20 protein-coding genes and 1 pseudogene are annotated in these 20,506 nt (G+C 70.0%); 7 read left to right on the top strand and 14 right to left on the bottom strand.

What is annotated here, in order from left to right; all coding sequences use genetic code 11:
- Window positions 1-15: 15 nt before the first annotated feature.
- From ACWCRJ_RS40375 to ACWCRJ_RS40355, 5 genes and pseudogenes are all read right to left on the bottom strand, one after another.
- Window positions 16-366 (bottom strand): hypothetical protein, encoded by a 351-nt coding sequence (locus ACWCRJ_RS40375; protein ID WP_450943966.1) that lies wholly within the window; start codon window positions 364-366, stop codon window positions 16-18.
- Window positions 367-529: 163 nt separating this feature from the next.
- The gene (locus ACWCRJ_RS40370; protein WP_450943965.1) at window positions 530-1,300 is read right to left on the bottom strand and encodes an IS5 family transposase; all 771 of its coding nucleotides are present in this window, start codon (window positions 1,298-1,300) and stop codon (window positions 530-532) included.
- Window positions 1,301-1,385: 85 nt separating this feature from the next.
- Window positions 1,386-1,937: pseudogene (locus ACWCRJ_RS40365) on the bottom strand (DUF4238 domain-containing protein); the annotation flags it as partial.
- A gap of 284 nt (window positions 1,938-2,221) precedes the next feature.
- The gene (locus tag ACWCRJ_RS40360; RefSeq protein ID WP_450943964.1) at window positions 2,222-3,247 is read right to left on the bottom strand and encodes a Gfo/Idh/MocA family oxidoreductase; all 1,026 of its coding nucleotides are present in this window, start codon (window positions 3,245-3,247) and stop codon (window positions 2,222-2,224) included.
- 50 nt (window positions 3,248-3,297) lie between these two features.
- Window positions 3,298-4,080, bottom strand: coding sequence for a TIM barrel protein (locus ACWCRJ_RS40355; RefSeq protein ID WP_450943983.1), 783 nt, complete (start codon window positions 4,078-4,080; stop codon window positions 3,298-3,300).
- Between the two features lie 183 nt (window positions 4,081-4,263).
- On the opposite strand from ACWCRJ_RS40355, the gene ACWCRJ_RS40350 reads away from it, so the two are divergent.
- Window positions 4,264-5,289, top strand: a complete 1,026-nt coding sequence (locus ACWCRJ_RS40350; protein WP_450943963.1) for a LacI family DNA-binding transcriptional regulator — start codon at window positions 4,264-4,266, stop codon at window positions 5,287-5,289.
- Window positions 5,290-5,813: 524 nt separating this feature from the next.
- Here the strand turns inward: ACWCRJ_RS40350 and ACWCRJ_RS40345 are convergent.
- A complete protein-coding gene (locus ACWCRJ_RS40345) occupies window positions 5,814-5,885 on the bottom strand; it encodes a DUF6207 family protein (protein WP_450943982.1) in 72 nt (23 codons plus the stop codon).
- A 162-nt stretch (window positions 5,886-6,047) separates the two neighbouring features.
- Window positions 6,048-7,091 (bottom strand): GlxA family transcriptional regulator, encoded by a 1,044-nt coding sequence (locus ACWCRJ_RS40340; RefSeq protein WP_450943962.1) that lies wholly within the window; start codon window positions 7,089-7,091, stop codon window positions 6,048-6,050.
- Between the two features lie 136 nt (window positions 7,092-7,227).
- Here ACWCRJ_RS40340 and ACWCRJ_RS40335 point away from each other — a divergent pair, with 136 nt between their 5' ends.
- From ACWCRJ_RS40335 to ACWCRJ_RS40325, 3 genes are all read left to right on the top strand, one after another.
- Window positions 7,228-8,154: an NADP-dependent oxidoreductase gene (locus tag ACWCRJ_RS40335; RefSeq protein ID WP_450943961.1), complete on the top strand. Its 927-nt coding sequence runs from the start codon at window positions 7,228-7,230 to the stop codon at window positions 8,152-8,154.
- Window positions 8,155-8,632: 478 nt separating this feature from the next.
- Window positions 8,633-9,628: an NADP-dependent oxidoreductase gene (locus tag ACWCRJ_RS40330; RefSeq protein ID WP_450943960.1), complete on the top strand. Its 996-nt coding sequence runs from the start codon at window positions 8,633-8,635 to the stop codon at window positions 9,626-9,628.
- Between the two features lie 56 nt (window positions 9,629-9,684).
- Window positions 9,685-10,287 carry a TetR/AcrR family transcriptional regulator gene (locus ACWCRJ_RS40325; RefSeq protein ID WP_450943959.1) on the top strand — a complete coding sequence of 201 codons (603 nt, stop codon included), beginning with the start codon at window positions 9,685-9,687 and terminating at the stop codon, window positions 10,285-10,287.
- 354 nt (window positions 10,288-10,641) lie between these two features.
- Here the strand turns inward: ACWCRJ_RS40325 and ACWCRJ_RS40320 are convergent, their stop codons facing one another.
- Complete coding sequence (locus ACWCRJ_RS40320) at window positions 10,642-11,799, bottom strand: serine hydrolase domain-containing protein (RefSeq protein WP_450943958.1); 1,158 nt, start codon at window positions 11,797-11,799, stop codon at window positions 10,642-10,644.
- 229 nt (window positions 11,800-12,028) lie between these two features.
- On the opposite strand from ACWCRJ_RS40320, the gene ACWCRJ_RS40315 reads away from it, so the two are divergent.
- The gene (locus ACWCRJ_RS40315; protein ID WP_450943957.1) at window positions 12,029-12,643 is read left to right on the top strand and encodes a TetR/AcrR family transcriptional regulator; all 615 of its coding nucleotides are present in this window, start codon (window positions 12,029-12,031) and stop codon (window positions 12,641-12,643) included.
- Between the two features lie 470 nt (window positions 12,644-13,113).
- On the opposite strand, the gene ACWCRJ_RS40310 is transcribed toward ACWCRJ_RS40315, so the two are convergent.
- From ACWCRJ_RS40310 to ACWCRJ_RS40285, 6 genes are all read right to left on the bottom strand, one after another.
- Window positions 13,114-13,452 (bottom strand): GNAT family N-acetyltransferase, encoded by a 339-nt coding sequence (locus ACWCRJ_RS40310; RefSeq protein ID WP_450943956.1) that lies wholly within the window; start codon window positions 13,450-13,452, stop codon window positions 13,114-13,116.
- Between the two features lie 368 nt (window positions 13,453-13,820).
- Window positions 13,821-14,210, bottom strand: coding sequence for a hypothetical protein (locus tag ACWCRJ_RS40305; protein WP_450943955.1), 390 nt, complete (start codon window positions 14,208-14,210; stop codon window positions 13,821-13,823).
- A gap of 131 nt (window positions 14,211-14,341) precedes the next feature.
- Window positions 14,342-15,277 (bottom strand): NADP-dependent oxidoreductase, encoded by a 936-nt coding sequence (locus ACWCRJ_RS40300; protein WP_450943954.1) that lies wholly within the window; start codon window positions 15,275-15,277, stop codon window positions 14,342-14,344.
- A gap of 23 nt (window positions 15,278-15,300) precedes the next feature.
- Window positions 15,301-16,887 (bottom strand): Na+/H+ antiporter, encoded by a 1,587-nt coding sequence (locus ACWCRJ_RS40295; RefSeq protein WP_450943953.1) that lies wholly within the window; start codon window positions 16,885-16,887, stop codon window positions 15,301-15,303.
- Between the two features lie 34 nt (window positions 16,888-16,921).
- Window positions 16,922-17,293, bottom strand: coding sequence for a DUF2255 family protein (locus ACWCRJ_RS40290; protein ID WP_450943952.1), 372 nt, complete (start codon window positions 17,291-17,293; stop codon window positions 16,922-16,924).
- A gap of 114 nt (window positions 17,294-17,407) precedes the next feature.
- Entirely contained in the window at window positions 17,408-18,424 is a 1,017-nt protein-coding gene (locus tag ACWCRJ_RS40285; RefSeq protein WP_450943951.1) for a zinc-dependent alcohol dehydrogenase family protein, read from the bottom strand.
- Window positions 18,425-18,769: 345 nt separating this feature from the next.
- Between ACWCRJ_RS40285 and ACWCRJ_RS40280 the strand changes: the two genes are divergently transcribed.
- Both ACWCRJ_RS40280 and ACWCRJ_RS40275 read left to right on the top strand, forming a co-directional pair.
- Window positions 18,770-19,648: a helix-turn-helix domain-containing protein gene (locus ACWCRJ_RS40280; RefSeq protein ID WP_450943950.1), complete on the top strand. Its 879-nt coding sequence runs from the start codon at window positions 18,770-18,772 to the stop codon at window positions 19,646-19,648.
- A 214-nt stretch (window positions 19,649-19,862) separates the two neighbouring features.
- Window positions 19,863-20,462: a flavodoxin family protein gene (locus ACWCRJ_RS40275; RefSeq protein ID WP_450943949.1), complete on the top strand. Its 600-nt coding sequence runs from the start codon at window positions 19,863-19,865 to the stop codon at window positions 20,460-20,462.
- Window positions 20,463-20,506 lie beyond the last annotated feature (44 nt).

The raw sequence follows: 20,506 nt of genomic DNA, 5'->3' as shown, positions 1-20,506 counted from the left end.
AGTCGTCGTACGGGATCAACGCTTCCGGTGCGCTGTGCTGCCTACAGGCCGCGGATGAACCGGGTGCCGCTCTGAGTGGGTGGTTCGTAAGGTGGTGTCCGTTTCTTGCTGGGGTGGGAGCAAGTCGCTGGTGGAGGTTGTGTCGGTTATGGCTTCCTGGGCGAAGTTGCCAGTGTCGGCCTCGGTGAGGATCCCGAGTTTGACCAGGCGTTTCAGCTTGGCGTGGGTGCCTTCGACGTTCTTCGGCAGCAGTTCGTGGCCGAGGGCTTCGCAGACGTCCTTGGCCCGTAGCGGCTCGGTTGCCTGGTTGAACGCGGCGAGGATGCGGGGGTGGTCCGGGTGCTCGGGCAGCTCGAGCGGGGACATGGGGAGCCGGTGACGGAAGTGCGGGTGATCGTGAGGTGCTCCAGGTGCGCCTCGGCCTCCCGCAACCGGGTCTGCAGGTCGCCGATCTGCGCACGAAGGTCGTCGGCCAGGGCCCGGGCGGCTTCTTCCTGGAGGTCCAGGGCATCGAGCAGGGGCCGGATGTTCACGCTGCCACCGCCTGCGCCGTGCGCCAGGTGGGGGTGTTCGCGCCGTTGAGGCGTCGGGTCATGACGTGGGTCATCGCCCGGTAGACGCGGGAGGCGGAGGAGGAGGGGCGGTGCTCGTAGTCGCGGACCAGGCGCCGGTGCAGTATCAGAATCCCGTAGGTCTGCTCGACCCTCCACCGCTTCGGCTGTGGCACGAACCCCTTGTCCTGCGGGTTGCGTTGGACGATCTCGACGTCGATGCCCAGGCCGGCGCCGTGTTTGACGACCTGGTTCTTGAAGCCCTGGTCGGCCAGCGCTTCGCGGACGGTGTTGCCGGCGTGCTCGGCGACCTGGTCCAGCAGGATGAGGCCCGCGGCGTTGTCGTGGGTGTTCGCGGCGAGGACGACGACCGCGATGACCAGGCCGAGGACGTCCACGGCCAGTCCCCGTTTGCGGCCGGGCACCCGCTTGGCCGGATCGTGGCCACTCGTGGAGGCGGGGGCCCCGGCGGCCGCATGGACACTCCGGGTGTCCAGGACCACCAGGGTCGGGTCCTCTGATCGGCGGGCGCGTTCACGGACCTGGCAGCGCAGGAGTTCATGGATGAGCTGGTCGGTTCCGTCGTCCCGCCAGGCGGCGAAGTAGTAGTACGTCGCGCTCTTCTGCGGCAGGTCGTGCGGGAGATAGGCCCACTGACAGCCGGTCCGCCCCTGGTAGAGGATCGCGTTCACGATCTCCCGCTTGTCGTAGGCGCCCTGGTGGCCGCTGACCGAGCGCTGCCGGCCCATCCTCCAGGCCGAACCGTCGATAGGCGTCCTCCGGAGTTTCCGGGCGCCAGAGCACCAGGGGCGCGTCGGAGGTGAGGAAGATCGGCTTGCGGCAGGTCTCGAGCCGCCAGTGCCGGGCACGGTACTGCGGGATGCACACCCGGACCGAGCTGAGCGTCACGGCGACCGCTTCGTCGTGGGTGGGGTCGTTGCCCCCGTTCAACGCCCGCATGCCGTGGTAGTAGTCCCAGGCACCCTGGGCTTCGGCTGCCCGTGGCGGGTGACCGAAATGCTTGCGCGTGAGGTACTCGGTCATCAGCGCCACGTCGACCTCCCGGCCGTTCGCGTATGCGGTGACGTTCCGCCCGAAGAGCGGACCCGCGCGCTTCCGCGGTGTCCTGGCCATCTGCACGGCCAGGCAGAGGCACAGCAGCTCGCGGTCGTCGGTACCGACGACCGGAGTCATTCCCGTCTCGTCCATTCGGCCCAGGGCGCCAAGACCTCGCCCTTCCAGGCCGCTGAGCTCGTGCTCGATGGCCGTGGAGGGCATGCCGTTGTCGTCCGTGATCGTGTAGAAGCCGGTCTCGGCAGCGACGTTCTTGACGTTGGCGAGGTGCGTCTTCGGCGGGCACCGGCGCCTCACCCTCGCCCTCACCATGTCGCCTCGCCCGAATCGTGCCAGGTAGCTCTGAGGCACATAGTGGTGAAGTTTCGGTGCAGACACGTCGCCCAGCGTGAGCGGCCCGGCGGTCACCAACGACGTTGGACTGATCGCCTCCGTCATTGCCCTGTCCGTCGGCTCACCCTCTTCAGACGTCTACTAGGCACCGACACCCCCGCCGCACTCGAGCAGCGGGGGTGTCGCATGTTGGACTGACCTGGCCGTCACCCCGTACTTGTCGCACGGCGCCGGGGTCCGCGCTGCGGCCGAAGACCCGTGTTTCAAAGGTCTTGGAGCTTGTCGACGCGGACGGGACCGCCGGTGGTGACGGACTGGATGGCGGCTAGGGCGATGGCCAGGGCAGCGCGTGCGTCCTCGCCGGTGGCGGAGGGGGTGCGCTCGGTGCGGACGCTGTCGGTGAAGTCGGCGAGTTCGGCCACATAGGCGTCGTGGAAGAGGTGCTGGTCGTAGGTGACGCACTCGGCGGCGACGCCGTCCGGGCCGTATGCGGTCAGGTGGGTGCGGCGGACGTCGCCCATGGTGAGCATCCCGGCCGAGCCGAGGACCTCGGCGCGTACGTCGTAGCCGTAGACGGCCTGGAAGCTGGCCTCGGCGGTGGCGAGGGCGCCGTTGTCGAAGCGGACGGTGACGACGGCGGTGTCGAGCAGGCCGCGGTCCTTGAAGTCGGGGCGGATCAGGGCGTCCGCCATGGCGAAGACCTCGACGGGTTCGGCACCGGGATTGAGGTGGCGCAGGACGTCGAAGTCATGGATGAGGGTCTCCAGGAAGATCGTCCACGGCGGTATGCGGGCCGGGTCAGCCAGAGCGGGGTCGCGGGTGAGCGAGCGCAACAGCTGCGGTGTGCCGATGGCGCCGGCGGCGATCTTCTCGTGGGCGGCCCTGAAGCCCGCGTCGTAGCGGCGGTTGAAGCCCACCTGGAGGGGCACGCCCGCATCCGCGGCGGCCGCGATGGCGCGGTCGGCCTCGGCGAGGGTGACCGCCATCGGCTTCTCGCAGTAGACCGCCTTGCCCGCCTGGGCGGCGGCCTCGACCAGGTCGGCGTGGGTACGGGCCGGGGTGGCGATCACCACCGCGTCGATGTGCGGGTCGGCGAGCAGTTCACCGATGTCGGTGTAGGCGGTGGCGCAGCCGAGCCGGTCGCCCAGGCTCCGCGCGGCGCCCGGGGTGGGGTCGGCGATGGCGGCGAGCCGGACGCCCGGGAGGCGGTGGGCGAGGGTCTCGGCGTGGAACGAACCCATCCGTCCGGCGCCGAGGAGGCCGACGGCGAGAGGCTGCTGGGTGGTCATGCGGGTGCTCCGTACGTCGTCGTCAGGGTAGGTAGAGGCTGTGGAGACAGTCAGACGGTGAAGGCGGAGCGGAAGCGCTCCAGAGCGAGCTCGCTGTCGCCGGAGGCCCACGCCTCCATCGCCACCGTGCCCTCGTAGCCGAGGTCCACCAGGGCGCGGGCGACGGCGGGGTAGTTGATCTCCCCGGTTCCGGGTTCGCGGCGGCCGGGGACGTCAGCCACCTGGATCTCGCCGATCAGGCCCAGGGCATGGGCCCTGCGGACCAGCTCGATCAGATTCCCCTCGCCGATCTGGGCGTGGTAGAGGTCCAGATTCATCCGCAGCCCGGGCCGGTCCACGGCCGCGACCAGGGCCAGGGTGTCGGCGGCCGTCGCGAACGGCACCCCGGGGTGGTCGACGGCGGTGTTGAGGTTCTCCAGGGTGAAGACGACCCCGGCGCTCTCGCCCAGCTCGGCGAGGCGGGTGAGCGTGCGGTGGGCGGCGATCCACATCTCTCCGGTGGCCTCGCCGGTCACCGGCACCACAGGCAGGCCCTGACCGTCCAGTCCGGTGCCGTGCAGGTTCAGGCGAGGGCAGCCCAGTTGCTCGGCCGCCTTGAGCGACTCCTCGGCGGTGCTCAGGAGTTCGGCCGCACCCTCCTCGTCGGTCAGACTGCCGCGGATGTATCCGGTCATGGAGGAGAAGTCGGCCGGGGTCCGGGCCAGGGCGGCAAGGTCGTGCCGGGTCCAGTCCCAGATCTCGACCTGGAAACCGGCGTCATGGATGCGCCGTGCCCGCTCCTCGATCGGCAGATCCAGGAAGACCATCTCGGCGCAGGCCGCCAGTGTGTACATCGCCACGTACCTCTCTCCGCGACTTTCGGACTAGAACGTTCAAGAAACTAGAACGTTCTAGAACTCCGTGGAGCAGCAGTACGCCAGCTGTCGCCCTCCCCTGTCAAGGCTCCGGTGGCCCGTGAAAGCTAGAACGTTCTATAGTCGACTCCGTAGGAGACGACTCCGACCAGGGAGGACAGCTTGCCGGCGACCCCAGCGGTCCCCAACGGAAAGCGACCGACGCTCGCCGACGTGGCGTCACGGGCAGGGGTGTCCACGGCGCTGGTCTCCATCGTGATGCGCGGCGCGAAGGGGGCCGGCGAGGCCACCCGCGAGCGCGTCCTTCAGGCCGCGCGGGAGATCGGTTACCGGCCCGACGCCCGGGCCCGGCTGCTCCGCAGCCACCGCTCCCATCTGCTCGGGGTGCAGTTCGGCCTCCAGCATCCGTTCCACTCCGACCTGGTGGAGGGCATCTACGCGGCGGCCGAACCGGCCGGGTACCAGATCGCGCTGAGTGCCGTGGCCGCCGGGCGCGGCGAGCAGCGCGCCGTCGAGACATTGCTCGACGACCGCTGCGAGGCGCTGATCCTGCTCGGCCCGCAGGCCCCCGCCGCGCGGCTGGCGGAACTCGCCGGGCAACTGCCGGTCGTCTCCGTGGCCCGCCGGCTGCGGCCGTCCGTCCCGGGCCTGGAGGTCGTACGGACCGCCGACGACGAGGGAGCCGGCCAGGCGGTGGACCACCTCGTCGCTCTGGGCCACCGCGACATCGCCCACATCGACGGCGGCCGGGCACCGGGCGCAGCCGACCGGCGCCGCGGCTACCGCACCGCCATGAACCGCCACGGCCTGGGCGAATACATCCGCATTCTCCCCGGCGGTCTCACTGAGGAGGAAGGCGCCGAGGCCGCCCGAACCCTGTCGGCCACCCGCCCGCGCCCCACCGCCGTACTGGCCTTCAACGACCGCTGCGCGACAGGCGTACTCGACCTCTTCCTCCGCTCCGGCGTCGCGGTCCCCGGCGACATCTCCGTCGTCGGGTTCGACGACAGCCATCTGGCCCGCCTGGCCCACATCAACCTCACCACCGTCGGACAGGACATCGCACGCCTCGCCGAGCTCGCCGTCGGCCGGGCCGTCGCACGCCTGGAGGGCGCGGAGATCCCCGCCGGGGAACAAGTCATCACCCCCCGTCTCGTCGTCCGGGGAACGTCCGCCCCGCCCCGCTGAAGGAAGATCCCGGGGTGCGCGGCCTGTGTGTTCCACGGCGACGACGCCGGCCACACCGAGAAGTACCGGTTCGACTCGACGTCGTACATGCCGACCGGCCTGATCAGGAATGGCTGCCCCTCGGGCACACGCATCCCGCGGACAGCTCAACAGCGCATAACCGAAGTGGGACGGCTACCGCGCCCAACTCGCCGTGTACGCGGGCGATCGATGCCGTCCTGGTGCAGCCGAATGTCGTGATGGAAGTCGACGTCGCCCGCGACAGCGCCGGACGGTGGCGGCACCCGGCCCGCCCGCACCGCATCAGCGGCGACGTCGACGTCCAGGAGGTGCCGCTGTTCGGCGAAGGCGGCGCCTGTCACGAGTCAGGGCCGGGCCGTGGTCGGCTCCATGGTCGGGCCGGCCACAGCGGCCGCGGGAAGCTGCTGGCGCAGGTCCAGGTAGCAGCGCAGCCGTACGCCGGGCTGCCCGGCATCCCGCGTCGTCTGCTCCGCTGTGGCCGTCGCCCACCGGTCGGCAAGCAGCTACTGGAAAGCGAGCGCGGTGGCGTCGGCGGCGGCCGCGACGTCGACGACGAGCAGGCCCGGCTCGCTCACGTGCGTCTCGTGGATCGGGTCCGTGTACGGCACTACCCCGGCGTCCCTGGGTAGGTTCCGCCGCTGCCGTGTCTTCACCCGACCGAGTGGCAGGCCGTCAGCGGATGATCAGTCGGATCCCGGCCGGCCCACGGAGCGGGTACGTGCGGCGCTGATGTGTCCTCAGACGCCCGCTTCCACCAGGTCGTCGGTATGGAAGGTGCGGCGGTAGGAGGCGGGTGAGACACCGAAGGCCGTGCGCATGTGGGCGCGCAGGGAGTTGGCGGAGCCGAAGCCACAGCGGTGGGCGACCAGGTCGATGGACAGGTCGGTGGTCTCCAGCAACTGCTTGGCCAGTTCCAGGCGTTGCGCGGTGAGCCACTGCACGGGGGTCATGCCGACCTCGTCGCGGAAGCGGCGGGTGAAGGAGCGCAGGCTCATCCGGGCGTGTTCGGCCAGGCGGTTCAGGGAGAGGGGTTCGCCGAGGTGTTCCAGGGCCCAGGCGCGGGTGGCGGTGGTGGTGGCGACGGTGGGTTCGGGCACCGGGCGGTCGATGTACTGGGCCTGGCCGCCGTCCCGCCAGGGCGGGACGACGCACGCGCGGGCGGCGCGGTTGGCGGCGGCGGCGCCGTGGTCGCGGCGGATCATGTGCAGGCACAGGTCGATGCCGGCGGCGACGCCCGCGGAGGTCAGGACGTCGCCGTCGTCGACGAAGAGGACCTCCTCGTCGACCTTGACGCGGGGGTATGCGCGGCGGAACTCGGGGGCGAGGTTCCAGTGGGTGGTGGCGGGCCGGCCGTCGAGGAGGCCCGCGGCGGCCAGGACGTAGGAGCCGGTGCAGATGGACACCAGGCGGGTGCCGGGCCGGATGCCGGCGATGGCCGCGGTGACCTCGGGCGGCAGCGGGCCGCCGCGGCCCAGCTCGGGCATGGCGTGCGTGGGCGGGACGATCACGGTGTCCGCGGCGGCCAGGGCCTCGGGACCGGCCGCGGGCTGCACGGTGAACCCGGCGTCACTGAGGACCGGGGCGCCGTCGGCGGTGCAGACGGTGACCTCGTACAGCGGGCGTGAGCCGGCGTCCAGGACGCTGCCGAAGACGCGGGAGGGGATGCCGAGTTCGAAGGGCGGGACGCCAGGCAGGGCGAGGACGGCGATGCGGTGCCGCCCGGCCGCGTCGGCGCTCGGGTCGGGGCGGGGGTCGGTGCACGGCCACTGCGTCTCACTCATGGCCAGATCCTGTCACATAGTGGCCAGACGGCCAACACCATGGTGGGGGCGGGTGCCGGATCGTGGACTGCGTCGCACCGGGAAGGACCCGGGCGGCCGGAATCCGATCAAGACGGAAAAGAGTGAGGCGGACAGCATGCGTGCGGTGGTCGTGGAGCGGTGGGGCGGACCGGAAGTGCTCGTGGAGCGTGAGGTCGCCCGGCCCGAGCCGGGACTGAACGAGGTCCTGGTGCGGGTCCACGCGGCCGGTGTGAACCCGGTGGACTTCAAGACCCGGGCCAGCGGGGCCCTGATCGAGTGGGGCGAGGTCCCGGCGGTCGGCTGGGACGTCTCCGGCACCGTGGAGGCCGTCGGACCGGGCGTGGGGATGTTCCGCCCCGGGGACGAGGTGTACGGCATGCCGCTGTTCCCGCGGCAGGCCGGCGCCTACGCCGAGTACGTCGTCGCCCCGGCCCGCCACCTCGCACCCAAGCCGGCGAACCTCACCCACGTGCAGGCGGCGGCGCTGCCGCTGGCCGCGCTGACCGCCTGGCAGGCCCTGGTGGACACCGCCGGGGTGCGCTCCGGTGAGCGGGTGCTGGTGCACGCGGCGGCCGGCGGGGTCGGCCACCTGGCCGTGCAGATCGCCAAGGCCCGCGGCGCGTACGTCATCGGCACGGCGAGTGCCGGCAAGCACGATCTGCTGCGGCAGTTGGGCGCGGACGAGGTGATCGACTACCGCACGGTCCGCTTCGAGGACGCCGTCGGGGACGTGGACGTGGTGCTGGACGGGCTCGGCGGCCAGAACGCCGAGCGGTCCCTGACGGTACTGCGCCCGGGCGGCCGGCTCATCACCCTGCCCGGCCCCGACGACGTCCCCGCCGACGTCCCCGACCACGTGCGGGCGGTGTGGATCCTGGTCGAGCCCGACCACCTGGGCCTGCGCGAGATCACCGCCCTGGCCGAGCAGGGCGCGCTCACGCCCGTGGTCGAGACCGTCGTCCCGCTGGCCGAGGCCGCGAAGGCGCACGAGATCGGCGAGCAGGGCCGCACCACCGGGAAGATCGTCCTGAGCGTCGCCTGACGCCGGCCGACCCGGCCGGGTCGGCTGCGGGCAGGTGGAGCGGGACTGGAGCCCCGGGACCGACCGGTCCCAGGGCTCCGGGCGCGGCCGAACGGGACGGGGCGGACCTTCGGGCACGGCCGGACAGGACGGAACTGCGGCTCGGGGCTTCGGAGGGGCGGGGCTGCGGCTCGCGGGGGTGCTTCCGTGACGGCCGGGGCAGCTCGCACGGGGGCGGAGGCAGGGCTGCGGCTCGCGCCGGAGGGGCGTCTTCGGTGGTGGCCGGGGCCTGCTGCTGCCGGCGGGTGCTCGCGGCCGGTACGTGGCACCGGGGAGGGCGCGCTGCGGGCCCAGGACGCCCTCGGTTGAACAATTCTGAGCAGACTCATACTTGAGTGCACTCGGGTTGAGTGAGTGAGGCGAGGCCCCATGCCACGCCGAATTGGCCGATCTGGCCTCACGCCTGGATAAACAGGATGAGAACAAGGAGTAACGCCCCATGCGAGCGTTCGTCATCACCAAGTACAAGGAGCCGCTGCAGGAGGCGGACGTCCCCGAGCCCACCGTGGGGGAGCACGACGTGCTCGTCCGGGTGGAGGCTGCCGGGCTGAATCAGCTGGACGAGAAGATCCGCGCCGGTGAGTTGAAGCAGATCCTGCCCTACAAGCTGCCGCTGATCCTGGGCAACGATGTCGCGGGCACTGTCATCGGCGTCGGGACGGCGGTTCGCGGCTTCAAGCCCGGAGACGAGGTCTACGGTCGGCCCGACCAGGACCGCATCGGCACGTTCGCCGAACGCATCGCCGTCGCGGAGGGCGACCTGGCGCTCAAGCCCGCCTCGATCAGCATGAATGAGGCCGGCTCGCTGCCGCTGGTGGCGCTCACGGCGTGGCAGGCGCTGGTGGAACGCGGGAAGGTGCGGCCCGGGCAGAAGGTTCTCATTCATGCCGGCGCCGGCGGAGTCGGTTCGATCGCGATCCAGCTCGCCGCGCACCTCGGTGCGCACGTCGCCACGACCGCCGGCGCTTCCAACGCGGACTTCGTGCGCGCGCTCGGCGCGGACACGGTGATCGATTACCGCACCCAGGACTTCGAACAGCTCCTGACCGGCTACGACCTGGTGCTGGACAGCCTCGGCGGGGAGACCCTCGAGAAGTCCCTGCGGGTGCTCAAGCCCGGCGGCAAAGCCATCGAGATCGCTGGTCCCCCGGAGCCCACTTTCGCGCGCGAGGCCGGCCTCAACCCGCTGCTGCGCCTGGGGGTCGCCGTCCTGAGCCGCAAGATCCGCAAGCAGGCGAAGAAGCTCGGCGTGACGTACGAGTTCATGCTCATGCGCGCCAGCGGCGACCAGCTCCGCCGGATAACCACCCTCATCGACCAGGGCGCGGTGCGCCCGGTCGTGGGAAAGGTGTTCGGCTTCGACCAGACCCCCCAGGCGCTGCAGTCCCTGTCCCAGGGCGGCATCCGCGGCAAGGCCGTCATCGGCAACAGCTGACCCAGCCCACCCGCCGCAACCGAGAGGGGCGGCACAAACGCACGAGGACACCACCCATGTCTGTCGCCTCCCAGTCGGTCGGACGGCGCGAGCGGAACAAGCAAGAAAAACTCGACCGCATCGTCGCTGCCGCCAGTGAACTGTTCGCCGCACACGGCGTGGACGAGGTCACGACCCAGCAGATCGCTGACAAGGCCGACATCGGCACCGGGACCCTGTTCCTCTATGCCAAGACCAAGGGCGAGCTCCTCCTCCTTGTCCAGAACGCCAAGTACGTCGAAGCACTTGAGCGGGGCCGGGCGGACGCCGAGACCGTCCCAGGCGTGCTGGACGCGGTGCTGGCGATCGTCCGGCCGATCGTCGAGTGCAACCGCGTCCAGGTCGACAACGGACGCACCTACCTGCGAGAGATGGTCTTCGGCGACCCCGAGGAGCCCCGGCACGGCGCGGCACTCGCCATCGTCGCGCAGACCGAGGAGGCCGTCGCCGCCGTGCTGCGCCGAGACGAGCGGGTCGCACAGGGCGACGCCGCGACGCTGGCACACATCGTGTCCGCCGTGATGTTCCTCAGCATGGCGGTGAGCGTGAACATCGCCTCGAGCGTCGAGGAGATCGTGCAGGACATCCGGGGGCAGGTTGAGGTCATGCTGCCTCGCTGAAGCGCGGCCCCGGCCTCAGGCCCAGGCGACCATCCGGATCAAGCCGTTCGCCGTTTGGAAGCAAGAGACGTCGGAAGGACCGTCTCCTGTAGCCGTTACACAGCCCGCACTGCCTGCCTCGCTCATCCCCGGCCAGACCCTCGTCCTGCCCGAGGACGTCTGGCAGGGGCTGCGCGTTCCGCCTTCAGTTCCGCCGGCGCAGACGCGGAACACCACCCTCTTCCTGACCGGTGAGGACGGCCGGGTGGCGGCTGAAGAGGATTTCGTCTGTCCGTCGTCAGCCCGGCCTTCTCGGCCGGCGCGGGACACGGGCGGCCACCCGCGGACGCCGTTGGCCCGGGTGACTGCGCCGCCTCAGTGGTCGTGCTGGGCGATCGCGCGCAGGAAGGCGACGGTTTCCATCTCGCGGTTGGTGGACTCCTCCGTGGAAGTGCCGTACCTGCGGTTGGCCGACAGCTTGACGATGGTGGTGCGGGCGGTCGGGTCGACGTAGACGAACTGGTTGTAGACACCGATGGCGCTGAACTCACCGCGGTCTCCGTCCGGGATCCACCACTGGTAGCCGTAGCCCAGGCCGAGCCGGTGGCCGCCGACGATCGGGCAGCCGGGCTCCAGGTGCGGGGCGGCGACGGTCACGGAGTCGCGCACCCATTGCGCGGGCACGACCTGCTCGCCCTGCCACACACCACCGTTGCGGTACAGCTCGCCGATCCGGGCGTAGTCGCGCGCGGTGAGGTTGAGCCCGCCGTACGCCATCTCCGTCCCGGCCGGGTCGAGGACCCAGCGGCCGGGTGAGGCCATGCCGAGCGGCTCGCACAGCTTCACCCGCATGTAGTCGGCAACCGTGCGGCCGGTCGCCCGGGCCACGAGCGCGCCCAACACCTGGGTCTCGCCGGAGTTGTAGCGACAGACGGTGCCGGGCTCGCTCTCGCGTGCCATGTTCGCGACGAAGTCGTCGAGTGTGCCGTCGATGCCCAACGTGGCCATGCTGAGCAGCCAGATGTCCGAGGCCGGGTCGTTGTAGTCCTCGTTCCAGCGGGCACCGGACGACATCTGCAGCACGTCCCGGATCGCGATGCCGTCGTAGGCGGAGCCGGGCCGGACGGGGACGTAAACGCTGATCGGCTCGTCGATGCTGCGGATATGGCCCTCCTCGACGGCGATGCCGACGAGGGCGGAGATGAAGCTCTTGGCCACGGACATGGACAGCCACGGCACGTCCGGGCCTCCTGTGAGCAGGTACCGCTCGTAGCGGATCTCGCCGTCGATCAGCACGAGCAGCGCCGACGTGTCCGTGTCCGCCAGGAATTCCTCGGTCGACCGGACGGCGTCGTCGAACCGGTAAGTGGCGGGCAGGGTCGTCGCCTCGCCCAGTGGCCAGGGGTGCGGCTTCGGCGCGGGCGCCATCTCGCGGGTGTCCGCCAGGTCCTTGATCCGGCAGAAGTTCTCGTGCTGCGGCACACCGGTGAAAAGGCCGATCTCGGCAAGAGTCTGCGGCTGCTGAGCTGTCATCGTGGTCCTTCAATCGCTCAGGAGAAGGGGAGGGGAGGAGGAGGCCTACGGCGGCGGGGAAGCTCGGCCGGTCTGGCTCTTCGGTCCTTGTCGCGGGGGTGTCGCGCGCCAAGGAGTGACATTGCGGAGGGGCAGAGGCCCGATGAACGAGAAATTAGCAGTACCAATCGGTTAGGACAACCAAATGGTACGCTTATTTTCATCTGGCAGAGAGTGAGGCACGGTAGCGTTGAGCACTCCACGGGTGGACGGGCGGACGCTTCGCTTCCAGCACCGCAGGCCGGAACTGCTGGCGGCGGCCACCGAGTACGTTCTGGAGCACGGCGTCAGTGACCTGTCACTGCGCCCGATGGCCCAGGCTCTCGGCGTAACCCACGCCACGCTGCTGCGGCACTTCTCGTCCAAGGAAGAGCTGATCCTGGAAGTCCTGGACAAGATCCGCACCGACCTGGCCGAGCAGCTGACCTCCGCCCCGGAGTACCACGGGGCGTGCTCCACGGCCGAGCTGATCAAGGCCGTATGGCAGCGACTGTGCGAGCCGCACGAGCAGAGGCAGTTCCTCCTGCTGTTCGAGCTGGTCGGCCGGCACGGCTGGAAGCCCGAAGGTGACCGGGACCTGGCGCAGTCGATCATCGGCGGCTGGGTCGACGTCCTCACCGACCGGCTCACGCAGGACGGACGGCCCCCCGAGGAAGCCTCTGCCCTGGCCACCCTCCTGCTCGCCCAAGTACGGGGACTTCAGCTCGATCTCCTGGTGTCCGGAGACCAGGAACGGGCCGACCGCGCACTCGACTTCTCACTCCAGCTGCTGGAGCACCGCAGCGGGTCGCCTGGGTGCAACTGAGGTGACAGCCAGCTCCTCGGCCGGTAGACCGCGCCGCGTACGCCGGCAACAAGAATGAGTCGTCATGGCGGACCGTTCACCCACGGGCTGAGGGCATGGACCCGAGACCTGGACGGCGGAGATCCTCGATGACGTGCCGCTGGACCCCGATGAGCTGAAGGGAACTTGACACCTCCGACGCAGGCGCGGCTCCGGTATCCCTTGGCGCCGAGCAGACCGCACCTCCCCGGCAGCGTCTCGTGCTGGGGCTCCCGGGCCGGACATGTGATGCCGCAACGCCGCATCACGGCGTACCTCAGCAATGCCCTCCCCGCATGCCTGCCGGGGCTACAGGGCAGGCCACGGATCCTCCTCGGTGCTTCGTGCCCATAGCGTGCCCTCAAGAGCGGAAAGCAGCGGTCAACAGCGGCGCAAACCGGCCCGCACAACCACTCAAGGAGATGGCGTATGCCCAGGTCGGAGACAGTCAGTCAGTGTGATGTTGGCTGTGCCTGTCGTGTTCCGCGTTCCTGGTTGGCTTTCGGCTCGGCGTAGGCGAAGTCGTATGGGAGCCGATCGGTGATCCGGCGGTAGCCGAGACGCTGATAGAGGGCGTTGCTGGTGGGGTTGCCCGCGTCCGTGAACAGCACGACCTCCGTGGCGCCCGCGGCCGGTGCGGCTCGGCTGACCTCGGCGGTCACGGCGGTCACGGCGGTCACGGCGGTCACGGCGGTCACGGCGGCAGCGTAGCCGCAGTCGCGGAGGTGGGCCGGGGTGTAGACGGGGTCCAGCCGGACCATCCCGGCGACCATCGGGTTGAGGCCGGCCATCGAGACGGGGATGCCTTAAGGGTTTCCCAGACGGTGTACCGCTTCCCGCCTCCTGCGGAACACCGAGGACATCACCAACCTCAGCGACTACAACTTCAACGATGTCACCAGCTCCCCCGTCAACAACAGCCGTTTCCTCGTCCGGATCTACCCCGATTACGACTCAAGGGAGTGCCCGTGGCCCTCCTGCCCGACATGTCCATCAGCTTCAACCGGGCAACGGTTGCAACGACGTGGCCTCCTCCATCCAGGTCCTCCCCCACACGATCGGATAGCCGACAGCCGCACCGATCGAGCGGCCCGAGGAGGGCGACTGCTGTCACTGCGGCGGGACCGGCCTGGCCCGCCCGCTGTGGGCGTAGTCGTTGTCAGCCGGCCACGACGTCGCACAGTTCCCGTACAGCGCGCTCGCGGTGGTGCTGGGCGGGGATCGCCTCGTAGAGGTCCAGGGCGCGGCGGCGGACCAGGCCGGTGCGGTACTCCGCGGGCAGCGCTGTCAGGGTGTTGACCGTACGACGGCACGCCTGCCCGGTGTCGCCGTCGTGATGGGAGCACGCCGCCGCGTCGATGTTCGGCAGGGTGCGCGTCATGGTGCTGGTCGGCGCGGACAGCTCCAAAGCACGCTCCTGGCTCTCGTTCGCGCGGCGGGTGTCCCCGAGCGTGGTGAAGGCGTGGCTGAGTGAAAGGCATCCGGCTTCGAGGGGACCAGCAGCAGCATCCTGGTCGACAAACGACGTGGAGGCTGCTCCTGCGATCACGGAAAACGCCTGGTTGTGTCCGCCGTGCACCGTGTCTGCCTCGGCGCCGATTCCCCTCTCTGAGTGTTGGCAAGTAAGCCAACTGCGGTGCGTGCTGGGCTGTTATCAGTGAGTCCTGGCGGCTGACTCTCTCAGAAGGTGAGCACTACTCGTCCCCGGAGGCCGCCGGCCTCAAGCAGTCGGTGTGCTTCGGTGGCCTGCTCGGCCGGCAAGGTCCGAGCGACCCGCGGGGTGATGCCGCCCTTCTCCGCAAGTTCGCGTAGACGGTCGAGCTTGGCGTGTTCGCGTGCGTATTGCGGCACGAACGTGTTGCGGGTCTCGATGCCGCGTTCGGCGGTCACCTGGACGCCACCGACCGACGACGCCATCCGGCCGCCGTCCCGGACCGCGCGGATGGCGAGGCCGGCGACGCCCGCGGTGTCGACGAGCCCGTCGACACCGTCGGGTATCTCCCTGCGCACCAGTTCCGGGAACGCGTCGCCGCGCGGCAGGACCACGTCGGCGCCGAGTTCCTCCACCAGTTGCCAGTCCTTCGGCGCCGCGTCGGCGACCACCCGCAACCCGTCAGCCTTGGCCAGCTGGACGGCGTAGCCGCCGACCGCGCCGGCCGCTCCGGTGACCGCGATGGTGGCGCCCGCTGGAAGTTCGAGGAGGTCCAGCGCCATTCGGGCTGTCAGACCGTTCATCGGCAGCGTGGCGGCCTCGATGTCGGTGGCGCCCGTCGGTACGCGGACCACCGACTCGGCCGGGACGACCAGATACTCGGCGTAGGCGCCGTGCGTCCCGGAGACCACCACGACAGCCATGACGTGGTCGCCGACGGTGAGATCGGTGCCGGTTCCCTCGCCGATCTGCTCGACCACGCCGGCCGCCTCCATCCCCGGCACGTAGGGCGGTTCCGCGTCGGAGACGAAGGCGATTCCGCGGCGCACCAACGTGTCGACGGGGTTGACCGTCGCCGCGTGTACCCGGATCAGGATCTCGCGCGGCCCGGCCTCGGGGACCGGAAGATCCAGGACCCGCAGTACGTCGGGCCCGCCGAATTCAGTCAGGCCTATGGCCTTCATGGAAAGTCCTTCCTCAGGGATGGTCATTCGCCCGCCGCGCCGCCCGACAGGCGGATCTCTTCGCTGTCGAGGGCGGCCTGCAGGCGGCGCAGTACGGTGTCGTCGATCTGGCGCTCGTCGCGCAGCCGTACGACGGTGGCGCGTTTGTTGGCGATGAGGGCCAGGCGCAGTGCGAGGTAGTCCTGGTGCTGGAGCACCGCGGGGTCGTCGTGGGCGCCCACGCTGCGGGCCCGGACGGACGCCAGGTGGGCCTCGTACTCCTGCCGCAGCCACGCGACGATCTTCGGATCGCTGCGCAGGTCGGCGACGAGCCGGGGCAGCGCCTCGATCGCCTCTTCGATGGCGGTGGTCTCGGCGAGGTCGTGTTCCTCGTCGACCGAGGTGTCGGGTGGCAGCTTCGCCCAGCGCACCGCCACCGGCAGCAGCAGCCCTTGCACCACCAGCGTCACCAGGATGACGCCGGAGGTGACGAAGACGATGAAGCTGCGGTCGGGGAACGGCTCGCCCGAATCGAGTATCTGCGGAACCGAGAGCACCATCGCGAGCGAGACCGCGCCCCGGAAGCCGGCCAGCCCACTGACCACCCGGGTCCGGTGACCGACGCGGAGCATGCGTTGCCGGGGACTGCGGTCGAGCGCGCGGACCAGGTAGGTGGACGTGTACAGGAACGCGAAGCGCACGGCGACGAGCACCACGCAGATCGCGCCGACCGCGATCAGCGCGTCCCGGAGATCGGCACGGTCGAGGTCACGGACCGCGTACTGGAGCTCGACCCCGACCAGGACGAACAGCGCCCCGTTGATGATGAAGGTGGCCAGCGGCCAGAACGCCAGTGCCTGCGTGCGGTGTTCGGCCTGGATGATGCGCGGGGCGACCTGGGACATGATCAGGCCGCTGACGACCACCGCGAGGACGCCGGAGGCTTCGATGAGTTCGGCGAGCAGGTACGCGGTGAAGGGCGCCAGGATCATGACCAGGTTGCCGAGCAGGGGGTCTGTCAGGCGGCGCCGCAGGTTCATGTTGACCCACGCGACCGCCACGCCCACCGCCGCTCCGCCGCCGTACGCGAGCAGGAACAGCCCTCCGACGTGCGGGATGCTCAGGTGCTCCTCGCCGACCGTGATGCCGACGGCCAGACCGTAGATGACCAGGGCCGTGCCGTCGTTGACCAGGCTCTCCGCGCGCAGCACGGTGACCTGACGGCGTGGCAGGGCGCGGGCGAGGACGCCGACCGCCGTCGCGTCCGTGGGTGCCATGGCCGCGCCGAGCACCCACGCCGGTCCCCACGGCAGGCCGAGGGCATGCCCGGCAGCCGCGACGGCCCAGGCCGTGAGGATGACGAGTACGGTGCTCAGCTGCAGGATGCCGCGCAGGTTGGTGCGGATCTCCCGCAGGGAGGTGGTCAGGCTCTCCCAGTACAGCAGCACCGGAAGGAAGAGCAACAGCACGACCTCCGGGGGAAGTTGTGCTTCCCGCACTGCCGGAACGAACCCCAGGAGCACACCCGTCACGAGCAGGACGATGGGCGGTGCGATGCCGAGGCGCTGTCCGACGGCGTTGCCCACCAGCACGGCCACGCCCAGGACCACGACGAGTTCGAGACCGAGCAAGGTGTTTCTCCTGAAGGGGTGAAAGGGTTGCTGTTCAGCGGGGTACGAGCTTCAGGGTGGTGTCCCGCGAGGCCACCATGGGATCGACGTAACTCGCGCCGTATCGGCCGTACTTGGTGCGGTAGGCGGCGTCGATACGGTCGTTGACGCCGGGGTCGGTGACCTCGACGAGGGTGACGTCCTTGTCGACGCCCCCGGAGCGGATACGGCCCTCGTGGCTCGCCCGGGCCGCGCGGTACCAGGCGCCGGCGCTGCCGCGGAAGGAGCGGACGTAGAGGTCGTCGCCGTCCCGGACGACCCAGATCGGCACGGGTGTGCGCGGCGTTCCGTCGCCGCGCGAGGGAGCCATCCGAAGCTCCTCGGCGTGCCCGATTCGGGTCAGCTCGTCGTTCGTCCAGGTCGTCACGGGTTTGCCTCCTCGACAACCGTGCGGTCACAGCCGTGCGGTGACGACCGTGCGGTGGGTGTGCTCTCGTGGGCGTGGGCGCGGTTGGGGCAGCTCACGCCCACGGGGCGACGTTCAGGGCGTCAGGAGGGTCTTGATGGCGCGGCGTTCGTCCATCGCCTTGTAACCCTCGGCGACCTGGTCCAGGGGCAGGATGAGGTCGAAGACCTTGCCCGGGTCGATGTGGCCCGACAGGACGCGGTCGATCAGGTCGGGCAGGTAGCGGCGCACAGGGGCGGGGCCGCCGCGCAGGCCGACGTGGGAGAAGAACAGCTCCTGGCCGTCGACCGTCACCTCGTGCGGGACGCCGACGAAGCCGACGTTGCCGCCGGGGCGGGTGGAGTGCAGGGCCTGGCGCATGGACTCGGCGGTGCCGACGCATTCCAGGACGCTGTCGGCGCCGATGCCGTCGGTGAGGTCCTTGACGCGGGCGATGCCTTCGTCGCCGCGTTCGGTGACGATGTCGGTGGCGCCGAACTCCAGGGCCAGCTTCTGGCGTGACTCGTGGCGGCTCATCGCGATGATCCGTTCGGCGCCGAGCTCCTTGGCGGCGATGACGCCGCACAGGCCGACCGCGCCGTCACCGACGACGACGGCGGTGGAGCCGGGCTCGACCTCGGCGGCGAGGGCGGCCCACCAGCCGGTGCCCATGACGTCGGAGACGGCGAGCAGGCCGGGGACGAACTCGGCGCCGGGGTGCTCGTCGGTGGCCACCAGGGTGCCGTGGGCGTTGGGGATGCGGACGTAGTCGGCCTGGCAGGTGCTCATGAACTCGCGGTGCAGGCAGTTGGACTGCCAGCCGTTCAGGCAGTTCGCGCAGGTGTTGTCCGAGGTGGCGAAGGAGCCGACCACGAACTGGCCGGGCTGGACGTTGGTGACTCCGCTGCCGACCTCCTCGACGATGCCGACGTACTCGTGGCCCATGGGGTGGGGTTCGGTGACGGGCTCCGCGCCACGGTAGGGCCACAGGTCCGAGCCGCACACACAGGTGGCGACCGTACGGATGATGGCATCCGTCGGCTCGATGATCGTGGGCTCGGGGGCGTCTTCCACCCGGATGTCACCGGGGGCGTGGATCACGGTTGCTCGCATGTCTCTTCTCCTGATGCGCTTCTCGGATAGGGGTGGCTCGGGCGAGGGTGGGCTATTCGTGCAGGGAGTGGACCCTTGCCGGTCGGTGCCGCTTCAGGAGTTCCATCGTGATTCTCTTCGTGTGTCGCTGTAGTGCTGATGCCGGGGCAGCGATGTCACCCGGAAATATCCGGTTTCCTCGACGACGGTCAATGGGGTCGACGGCCTGTGAAAGCCATTGCCGATTTCCTGACTCCGTCAGCGCCCGCAGGGCCCGTAGACAGGAGAATTCCACCCCGGGGCAGAAGTATCCAGGGATAAAACCTTCCTACCCGGCGAAGTGGCGGACGGCGCACACTGGCCAGTATGAACAGCAGTGCGCACCGTAAGGAGCTGGGCCAATTCCTCAAGGCCCGCCGGGCTGAGCTCAGCCCCCGTACGGTCGGTCTGCCCGAAACCGACCGGCGAAGGCGCGTGGCCGGCCTGCGCCGGGACGAGGTGGCCGTGCTGGCCGCCGTCAGCACCAACTACTACACCCGCCTGGAGCAGGGCCGTATGACCCCCTCCGCGTGCGTGCTGTCCGAGCTGGTTCGGGTCCTGCACCTGAGTGACGACCAGCGGGACTATGTGTTCGAGCTGGCCGGCAGGGAGGCCGCCGGTGGGGCTCGGCGGCGGCCTCCGCGGAAGGCGAACCCCCGGTTGCGTACCGTGCTGAACGAGCTCAGCCTGGCCCCCGGCATGATCCTGGACCGGCACCTGGACATCCTGGCGTGGAATCCGATGGCCGCCGCCCTGTTCAACACCGATTTCGCGCAGGTCCCCAAGCGACAGCGCAACTACATCCGGCTGCTCTTCAGCGACCCGGCCATGAGGACGCTGTTCGCCGACTGGGAGACATCGGCCCGCAACGCCGTGGCGGTGTTGCGACAGCAGGCCGCGGCCTGCCCCGGAGACCGGACGCTGACCGCCCTCGTCGGAGAGTTGTCGGTGCAGGACGACCAGTTCCGCCAGTGGTGGGGAGGCCGCCATGTGGCGCCCCGGAGCGGAGGCACCAAGGTCTTCGTCCACCCGGTCGCCGGTGACCTCACCCTCGCCTGGGACGCCCTTGCCTGCGGGGCCGACCCCGACCAGCGGTTCATCGTCTGGAGCGCCGAGCCCGACTCGCGCGCCTACGAGGGTCTGCGTTTCCTCTCCTCCTGGGCGGCGACCCGGCGGGACGATTCGGTGTCCGACACCGTCGACTGACGGCTGCGTCCTCCCTTACGTGCCGGTACGGGGAATGGCAGGAGATTCCCCGTGGGAATAGCGTCTGCATTCTCCGGCATGCCACTCTGCGTGTTCCTTCCCGGCCTGGAGCAGATTCTGACCAGGGAGAAATCCTTCCTACCTTCGCCGCTGAATTCCGTGCCATGCTTCCAGAGCACGATTCGCACCAGCATTTTCCAGGAGCAATACCCTCATGTCCTCCACCTCTCGCCCCACCGTCGCCGTCGCGTTCCATTCGGGTTACGGCCACACCGCTGTCATCGCCGAGGCCGTTGCGCGCGGTGCCGCGGAAGCCGGTGCCGAGGTGGTCTCCGTCCCTGTGGACAAGATCACCGACGAGCAGTGGGCGCAGCTGGACGCCGCCGATGCGATCATCTTCGGTGCCCCCACCTACATGGGCACCGCCTCCGCCGCCTTCCACGCCTTCGCCGAGGCCAGCAGCAAGCGCTGGTACACCCAGACATGGGCCGACAAGATCGCCGCCGGCTTCACCAACTCCGGTGCCAAGAACGGCGACAAGTCCTCGACCCTGGGCTACTTCTTCACCATGGCCGCCCAGCACGGCATGCACTGGGTCAGCCTCGGCGTGCAGCCGGGCTGGGCCTCCACCGAGGGCAGCGAGGACGACGTCAACCGTCTGGGCTACTTCGTCGGTGCGGGCGCGCAGACTCCGATCGATGCCGGCCCGGAGGCGGTCCACAAATCCGACATCGCCACCGCCGAGGGCCTCGGCGCCCGGGTCGCGCAGCAGACCGCGTTCTTCCGCGCCGGCCGCGCCGCCCTCGCCGCCTAAACCCAAGAACTGCACCCGCAGCCTGACCTGAAAAGGAGCAGCAC

The sequence above is a fragment of the Streptomyces sp. NPDC002324 genome (assembly GCF_053593335.1).
This window is presented reverse-complemented; position numbering and strand designations above follow the sequence as displayed.